This is a genomic window from Aeromicrobium sp., from assembly GCF_025965075.1.
Taxonomy (GTDB): domain Bacteria; phylum Actinomycetota; class Actinomycetes; order Propionibacteriales; family Nocardioidaceae; genus Aeromicrobium.
This window is the reverse complement of the sequence record NZ_JAOPXQ010000274.1, coordinates 1-7603: the sequence shown is the minus strand read 5'-3', so window position 1 is coordinate 7603 and position 7603 is coordinate 1. Positions and strand designations below refer to the sequence as shown.

Here is a 7603-nt window from a genome sequence, read left to right as displayed (position 1 = left end):
GAGTCCACCGGGACCCTGGTCGGCTTCATCTCCGACCTCGACGCCGACGCCATGTTCGAGCTGCCGCGGGAGGAGCGCAAGGCCGTCGTCCTGCAGTGCCTCGCCGCCTTCCTGGGCGAGCGGGCGCTGACACCGGAGGTCTACGAGTCGGACTTCGCCTGGGAGGAGTGGACCCGCGGTGCGTACGCCACGAGCTACGACCTGGGTGGCCTGTTCCGTTTCGGGCCAGACCAGAACAAGAACGTGGGCCCGATCTACATCGTCGCGGCGCTCGAGGAGCTGAGCGCTCGGGCCTAGCTGTCCTGCTGGCCGAGAGTCCCCAAGTAGAGCTCGATGACCTTGGGATCGTTGACCAGCGACTTGCCGGTGCCGGAGTAGGCGTTGGTGCCGTGGTCCAGGACGTAGCCGCGGTCGCAGATCTGCAGGCAGCGGCGAGCGTTCTGCTCGACCATGATGACCGAGACACCCGCCTTGTTGATGTTGCGGGTCTGCACGAAGACCTCGTCCTGGAGGACGGGGGACAGGCCGGCGGAGGGCTCGTCGAGCAGGAGCACCGACGGGTCCATCATGAGCGCCCGGCCCATCGCCACCATCTGGCGCTCGCCACCGGAGAGCTGCCCGGCCCGCTGCTTGCGACGTTCGCCGAGCCGCGGGAACAGGTCCGTGACGAACCCGAAGCGCTCGTTGAACCGCTTGGGGTCCTGGTAGCAGCCCATCTCGAGGTTCTCCTCGATCGTGAGGCTCGGGAAGACGTTCTCGGTCTGCGGCACGAAGCCGATGCCCTTGGTCACGAGCTGGTCGGCGCGCTGGTTGGTGATCTCGTCACCCTTCAGCCTCACGCTGCCCTCGTGGATCTTGACCAGGCCGAACAGCGCCTTGAGCAGCGTCGACTTGCCGGCTCCGTTGGGGCCGATGATGCCGACCAGCTCGCCGGGCTGGCAGTACAGGTCGGCGCCGTTGAGGATGTTGACCCCCGGCAGGTAGCCGGCGGTCAGGTTGTCGGCGCGCAGGACGGCGCCGTCGGCGTTGGCGAGGTGCTTCTCACGTTCCGACGTCGTGGTGGCGGGGGAGTCGGTCATGACGGTGTCTCCTCGGTGGCTTCGCCGGCGAGCTCGGCCTCTGCCTGCTGCTCGAGCTCGGCGAGGTCGATCTCGGTGATGTCGGTGTCGTGGTGGGCGCCCAGGTAGGCGTCGATGACCCGTTGGTCGGCCATCACCGACTGCGGAGTCCCTTCAGCGACGATCTGCCCCTGCGCCATGACGATGACCCAGTCGGAGATGTCGCGGACCATGTCCATGTCGTGCTCCACGAACAGGACCGTACGGCCCTCGTCGCGTAGCGACTTCACGTGGCCCAGCAGGGACTGCTTGAGGGCCGGGTTGACGCCGGCCATGGGCTCGTCGAGCATGATCAGCTCGGGGTCGACCATCAGTGCACGCGCCATCTCGAGCAGCTTGCGCTGTCCGCCCGACAGCGAGCCGGCGAAGTCCTCGCGCTTCTCGTCGAGCTTGAAGCGCTCCAGCAGGTCGTCGGCACGGACCGTGTTGGTGTCCTCCTGCGAGCTCCACAGCGACTTGAACGCGGCGGAGAAGAACTTCTCGCCGCGCTGTCCCGTCGCGCCGAGTCGCATGTTCTCGATCACGGTGAGCTTCGAGAGCACCTTGGTGAGCTGGAACGTGCGCACCATGCCGAGTCGGGCGACCTTGTAGGCAGGGACCTTCGCCAGCGCCTTGCCGTTGAACGACCACTCGCCGGCGTCGGGCTCGTCGAAGCCGGTCAGCAGGTTGAACAGCGTCGTCTTGCCGGCGCCGTTGGGACCGATCAGGGCGGTGATGACACCGCGCTGGATCTCGATCTTGTCGACGTCGACGGCCTTGAGGCCGCCGAACGTCCGGGTGATGTTGGTGCCCGTGACGATCGGGTCGGGCTTGGAGGCACCCGGCTCGTTGGACACTCCGGCCAGCGCAGCGCGGGCCTCACTGAGTTCAGCGGCCATCGATTGCGATCTCCCTTCGATCGCCGAAGATCCCCTGGGGTCGGAAGATCATCAGCAGCATGAGACCCAGTCCCAGAAGGATCAGGCGGATGAGGCTTGCTTGGTCGGGCTCCATGATCCAGTCGGGGATCACCGGGTTGGAGCCCTTGGTGGCCTCGCTGAAGAACGAGCCGATGCCGGCGATGAGGAACCAGAAGATCATCGAGCCGACGACCGGACCGAGGACACGGGCCGCACCACCGATCAGCAGGGCGGCGTACGCATAGAAGGTGAACGTCGTGTTGAAGTCCGTCGGCACCGCCGACCCCTGCTTGAGGATGTGGAAGATGCCGGCGATGCCACCGAAGACACCACCGAGGACCAGCGCCTGCATCTTGTAGGCGAAGACGTTCTTGCCGAGCGACCGCACGGCGTCCTCGTCCTCGCGGATCGACTTCAGGACGCGGCCCCAGGGGCTGCGCATGAGCGCCCAGACGATGATGCAGCAGATCGCGACGAGCGTCCATCCGACCGTGATCGACCACAGGTCGTTGCGGCTGAACGAGACGACGCCGAGACTCAGGCCGTCGTCGTACGGGTTGAGCCGCTGGTAGGGGCGGACGAAGCCGGTCAGGCCGTTGGAGCCGCCGAACGTGTCCTTGAACTCGACCGCGCCGAACACCAGCCGGAGGATCTCCGACGTCGCGATCGTCACGATCGCGAGGTAGTCCGCCCGCAGTCGCAGCGTCGGGACGCCGAGGACCAGGGCCAGCACGACGGCGGCGATCATGCCGACGACCAGGCCCAGCCAGAACGGCATGTCCCACGTGACGACCGTGACCGCCAGGCCGAAGGCCGCGATCGACATGAAGCCGGCCTGGCCGAAGTTGAGCAGTCCCGTGTAGCCGAAGTGCACGTTGACGCCGATCGCGGCGAGGGCGAACACGATGGCCTGAGGGCCGAGAGCCGCGGAGAATGCGGCGTCGATAATGGTTCCGAAGTCCATGTTCTCGCCCTATCCGATTCTCTGGGCTTTGCCAAGGATGCCTTGCGGCCTGACGAGCAGGATCAGGATCAGCACGACCAGCGCGCCGACCTCCTTGATCGATGCGGGGACGCCGAACACGGGCCCGAGCTCGACCATCAGGCCGATGATCAGCGAGCCGACGAGGGCTCCCCAGATCGTGCCGAGTCCGCCCAGCGTGACGCCGGCGAAGACCAGCAGCAGCAGGTTGAAGCCCATGTTGAAGTTGACCTGCTGCTGGACCGCGAGCAGCACGCCGGCCAGGCCGGTCAGCGCCGTGCCGAGGATCCAGACCGAGGAGATGACACCGTCGACCCGCATGCCCGACGACGCCGAGAGTGCCGGGTTGTCCGAGACCGCCCGCATGGCCTTGCCGAGCCGGGTACGCATCAGGGCGACGCAGGTGACGCCGATCGCGAAGATCGAGACCGCGAAGATCGCGATCTCCTTGTTGGACAGGTCGATCGGGCCGTAGCTGTTGCGCGGCTGGGTGACGTACTCCGACAGCGTCCGGGTCGAGCCACCGAAGCCGTACTGGAAGATGCTGCGCATCAGCAGCGCCAGGCCGATCGAGACGATCATCATCGCGATGAGGCCCGTGCCGCGATGGCGCAGTGGCCGCCACAGGCCGCGGTCCTGCAGGTAGCCGAACAACGCGGATGCGAGCACCGCCATGACACCGGCGAGGATCACGGGTAGCCCCACCCCGCGGTTGAAGATGTACGTGAGGATCGCGCCGAGCGTGATGAGCTCGCCGTGGGCGAAGTTCGTCAGGCCGGTCGTGCCGAAGATCAGCGACAGGCCGAGCGCCGCGAGGGCGATCAGCAGGCCGGTCTTGAGGCCGTCACGGGTGCCGTCGACGATCTCGCTGGCCTTGGACGCCTTCTCGATGACGCGGGCGCCGATCGGGAACGTCACGAAGTTGGACGAGGCGAGCTTGACCTCCACGGTCTTGGTCGTCTCGCCGCGGCCACTGAGCGTGACGCCGGATGGCAGGGTCTTGGGATCGAGCTCGACGACGTAGGTGCCGTTGCCGGGGATGCCGATGCTGATGCGTCCGGTCTGGTCGGTGACCTGGCTGCCGAGCTCCTCACCGGTCTTGCTGTCCTTGAGGACCGTGATGGTGGCACCGGGAATCGGCTTGGGCTCACCCTTGCCGCCGTTGAGGTCCTTGAGGGTCACGGTGATGTTGGCGCCCTCCACGATGGGATTCTGCTCGGGCGTCTCACCGCCGGCCGAAGGAGAAGGAGCAGGGGTGGGCGTTGTCTCGGCCGAGGCCGAAGCGGAGGGCAGGAGAATGAAGATCCCCAGCACTGCCGCGAGTAGGGCCGCGAGTCGCAATCGCACGCATGTACTCCTGTCGGCTTACCGGAAAATGGTGCTTGTTGGTCTCTGGACTATAGCCACATGACGGACTCACCGGCGTGGTCTGAGGGACGAATGAGGTAACAGTTGGGTTTCGATCCGCCGGACGCGGGGTCAGTGCACCGCGACGGCGATCTGGCACAGGATCGGCGCGATGACGAGGGCCGGCAGCAGATCGGCGACCGGGATGTTCTTGATGTCCAACAGCCGCAGGGCGACGCCGACGAGGATGAGCCCGCCCGTCGCGGTCAGGGCCACCAGGTGCGCGTCCGGCAGGAACGACCCCAGCAACGCGCCGAGCACCGTCAGCGAGCCCTGCAGGACGGCGACCGACACCGCCGAGGCCATCACGCCGATGCCGAACGAGGCGGCGAACGCCAGGGCGGCGAACGCGTCGAGGCTCGACTTGAGCAGGAGCTGGTCCGACCCGTTGCCCAGGCCCTCGTTGATCGACCCCAGGATCGTCAGCGGACCGATGCAGAACACCAGGGAGCTGATGACGAACCCCTCGATGAACCGGTCACGTCCGGCGTCGCCGTCGCCGCGGGTCAACCGGGACTGCAGCCAGCCGCCGAACGTCTCGAGCCGCTCCTCCAGCCGCAGCTGGGCGCCGATGATGCCGCCGCCGACGAGGGCGCCGAGGACGATCAGCATCGGGGCGCTGTCACCGACGGCGTCGCTGAGGTCGCGCTCGGAGACGGCCATCGCGGACTGGGCCGCGATCAGCAGGGTCACCAGGCCGAGGGCCGACGTGACGGTCGTGCGTACGTGGATGCTGAGCCGATGGCCGATCAGGAGGCCCAGGCCGGACCCGGCGACGACCGCCACGACATTCGTCACGGTGCCGAATCCGATGAACATGTAGGGTCTCCCTCGGCAATTGAGTGTTCAACCGGGTCACACCGACCGGCCCAGCGCGTAGTGTGTCATTTCTGCCCCCCACCGGTCGTGCGCGCCCCGGACGAGAGAACAGGAACGGTATGTCGGCCCGACCCCACATCGTCCTGCGAGACGCTGATCGCGAGGACGCGAGCGCCCTGATCGCGCTGTGGAGCGAGTGTGCGGGAGCGAGCCAGGACGAGGGTTCCGAGGCGTTCACGCAGCAGGCGCTGTGGCGCGAGCCCGGGGTCGTCGAGGCGGCAGCGGCCCTCGACCTGTCGCTCAGCCGGCCCGACAAGCGCATCATCGTGGCGATCGTCGACGGGGAGATCGTCGGCGCGACGGTGTGCGACGTCAGCACCCTCACCCCGATCAACCTGACCCGGATCCTGATCGTCACCGAGATCCAGGTGTCCCCACGCTTCCGCCGCAAGTCCGTCGCGATGACCTTGTTGTCGGCCGCCGCGACCTACGGCGAGGAGCACAACTGCGAGATCGTCGTCGCGGCGATCCCGGTGCACTCGCGCGAGCCGCACCGCTATCTGACCAAGATCGGCTTCAACCAGATCGCTGTCCTGCGGGCCATCCAGGCCAGCAAGCTGCGATCGCGTCTGACGACCAAGGCCACCAACTCGCGCGACACGGGCAAGCTCATCGCCGTGCGTCGCACGCTGCGCCGCCGCCAGGGCCACCTGCGCAGCGTCCGCCCCGGGCGGGCACCCGCTGTCGGAGCGGACGACTAGAGTCGGTCCGGTGGACCGCCTCCTGCTGATCGACGGCCATTCCGTCGCGTACCGTGCCTTCTTCGCCCTCCCCGTCGACAACTTCTCGACGACGACGGGCCAACACACCAACGCCGTCTTCGGCTTCACGTCGATGCTCATCAACGTGCTGCGCGACGAGAAGCCGACGCACGTCGCCGTCGCGTTCGACGTGTCGCGTCAGACGTTCAGGCTCGAGCAGTACCCCGACTACAAGGGCAACCGGGCGAAGTCGCCGCAGGAGTTCACGGGCCAGATCCCGCTGATCAAGCAGATCCTCGACGCGCTGCACATCGTGACGTTCGAGAAGGACGGCTTCGAGGCCGACGACATCATCGGGACCCTCGCGACCCGGGCCGAGTCCACGGGCATGGAGGTGCTGATCTGCACTGGCGACCGTGACGCGCTGCAGCTCGTCACCGAGACGACGACGGTCCTCTACCCGCGCAAGGGCGTCTCCGACCTGGCGCGCATGACACCGACCGCGGTGCAGGAGAAGTACGGCGTCGCGCCGGTCAACTATCCCGACATCGCCGCGATGGTCGGGGAGACCAGCGACAACCTGCCCGGCGTGCCCGGGGTGGGACCCAAGACCGCGGCCAAGTGGCTCGGCCAGTTCGGCTCCCTCGATGAGATCATCGCCAAGGTCGACCAGATCCCTGGCAAGGCCGGCGAGTCGATGCGCGCGCACCTCGACGACGTCATCCGCAACCGCAGCATCAACGCCCTGATCCGTGATCTCGACCTGCCCGCCGGACCGGCCGACCTGGCGTTCGACACGGTCTGGGACCGCGAGGCGATCCACACGGTGTTCGACGCGCTGGAGTTCAACGCACTGCGCGTGCGCCTGTTCGAGGCGTTCGGCGACGTGGAGCCGCAGGCCGAGGAAGGCTTCGACCTCGAGGGCGCGGTGCTCGAGCCCGGCGCCGTCGCGGCCTGGTTGGCGGAGCACTCGGCCGGCGGCCAGCGACTCGGCCTGCACGTGCAGGGCTCGTGGGGACGCGGGACGGGAGACGTCGTCGGCCTGGCGATCGCATCGGACGAGGCCGCGGCCTGGATCCCGACCGACGACATCACCCCCGAGGACGACACCGCGATCGCGGCCTGGCTCGCCGACGCCGATCGCCCCAAGGTGCTGCACGACGCCAAGGGGCCGATGCTGGCCCTGACGTCCCGCGGCTGGCCCATCGCCGGGATCGCGGCCGACACGGCGCTGTCGGCCTACGTCGTCAAGCCGGACCAGCGCTCGTACGACCTGGCCGACCTGTCGGTCCGCTACCTCAAGCGCGAGCTGCGCGACGAGGCCGAGAACTCGGGCCAGCTGACGCTCGACACCGACAACCTGGGTGCCGAGTCCGGCATGCTGCGCGCGCGGGCGACGCTCGACCTCGCGGTCGTGCTGGACGAGGAGGTCGAGCAGGCCAGCGGGACCCGCCTGATCCACGACGTCGAGCTGCCCCTGGTGGCGACGCTCGCGCGGATGGAGCGCACCGGCATCGCGATCGACGACGACCATTTGGTCGAGCTGGAGTCGGAGTTCGCCGGGCGCGCCCAGAACGCGGCCTCCGAGGCGTTCGCCGCGATCGGCAAGGAGATCAA

General features: G+C 67.7%; 8 protein-coding genes. 3 read left to right on the top strand and 5 right to left on the bottom strand.

Annotated elements, in window-relative coordinates:
• Positions 1–297, top strand: a 297-nt coding sequence (locus JWQ91_RS15980; protein ID WP_297786428.1) for an FAD-dependent oxidoreductase, incomplete at its 5' end; no start/stop codon positions are given.
• On the opposite strand, the gene JWQ91_RS15975 is transcribed toward JWQ91_RS15980, so the two are convergent.
• From JWQ91_RS15975 to JWQ91_RS15955, 5 genes are all read right to left on the bottom strand, one after another.
• Positions 294–1079, bottom strand: coding sequence for an ABC transporter ATP-binding protein (locus JWQ91_RS15975; protein ID WP_297786425.1), 786 nt, complete (start codon positions 1077–1079; stop codon positions 294–296). The genes JWQ91_RS15980 and JWQ91_RS15975 overlap by 4 nt on opposite strands.
• Positions 1076–1996, bottom strand: a complete 921-nt coding sequence (locus JWQ91_RS15970) for an ABC transporter ATP-binding protein (protein ID WP_297786422.1) — start codon at positions 1994–1996, stop codon at positions 1076–1078. Before JWQ91_RS15970 ends, JWQ91_RS15975 begins: the two co-directional genes overlap by 4 nt.
• Complete coding sequence (locus JWQ91_RS15965; protein WP_297786420.1) at positions 1986–2981, bottom strand: branched-chain amino acid ABC transporter permease; 996 nt, start codon at positions 2979–2981, stop codon at positions 1986–1988. Before JWQ91_RS15965 ends, JWQ91_RS15970 begins: the two co-directional genes overlap by 11 nt.
• A gap of 9 nt (positions 2982–2990) precedes the next feature.
• The gene (locus JWQ91_RS15960) at positions 2991–4202 is read right to left on the bottom strand and encodes a branched-chain amino acid ABC transporter permease (protein WP_297786417.1); all 1212 of its coding nucleotides are present in this window, start codon (positions 4200–4202) and stop codon (positions 2991–2993) included.
• Between the two features lie 276 nt (positions 4203–4478).
• Complete coding sequence (locus JWQ91_RS15955; protein ID WP_297786414.1) at positions 4479–5225, bottom strand: DUF554 domain-containing protein; 747 nt, start codon at positions 5223–5225, stop codon at positions 4479–4481.
• Between the two features lie 119 nt (positions 5226–5344).
• On the opposite strand from JWQ91_RS15955, the gene JWQ91_RS15950 reads away from it, so the two are divergent.
• Together JWQ91_RS15950 and JWQ91_RS15945 are read left to right on the top strand one after the other, a co-directional pair.
• Complete coding sequence (locus JWQ91_RS15950) at positions 5345–5986, top strand: GNAT family N-acetyltransferase (protein WP_297786411.1); 642 nt, start codon at positions 5345–5347, stop codon at positions 5984–5986.
• A 10-nt stretch (positions 5987–5996) separates the two neighbouring features.
• Positions 5997–7603: 5'-3' exonuclease H3TH domain-containing protein (locus JWQ91_RS15945; protein ID WP_297786408.1), on the top strand; the 1607-nt coding region annotated here is incomplete at its 3' end.

What these genes read in the sequence shown, in the direction of transcription:
- JWQ91_RS15950 (WP_297786411.1), top strand. Translation starts at nt 5,345, where the DNA reads ATGTCGGCCCGACCCCACATCGTCCTGCGAGACGCTGATCGCGAGGAC.
- JWQ91_RS15975 (WP_297786425.1), bottom strand. Translation starts at nt 1,079, where the DNA reads ATGACCGACTCCCCCGCCACCACGACGTCGGAACGTGAGAAGCACCTC.
- JWQ91_RS15955 (WP_297786414.1), bottom strand. Translation starts at nt 5,225, where the DNA reads ATGTTCATCGGATTCGGCACCGTGACGAATGTCGTGGCGGTCGTCGCC.
- JWQ91_RS15965 (WP_297786420.1), bottom strand. Translation starts at nt 2,981, where the DNA reads ATGGACTTCGGAACCATTATCGACGCCGCATTCTCCGCGGCTCTCGGC.
- JWQ91_RS15970 (WP_297786422.1), bottom strand. Translation starts at nt 1,996, where the DNA reads ATGGCCGCTGAACTCAGTGAGGCCCGCGCTGCGCTGGCCGGAGTGTCC.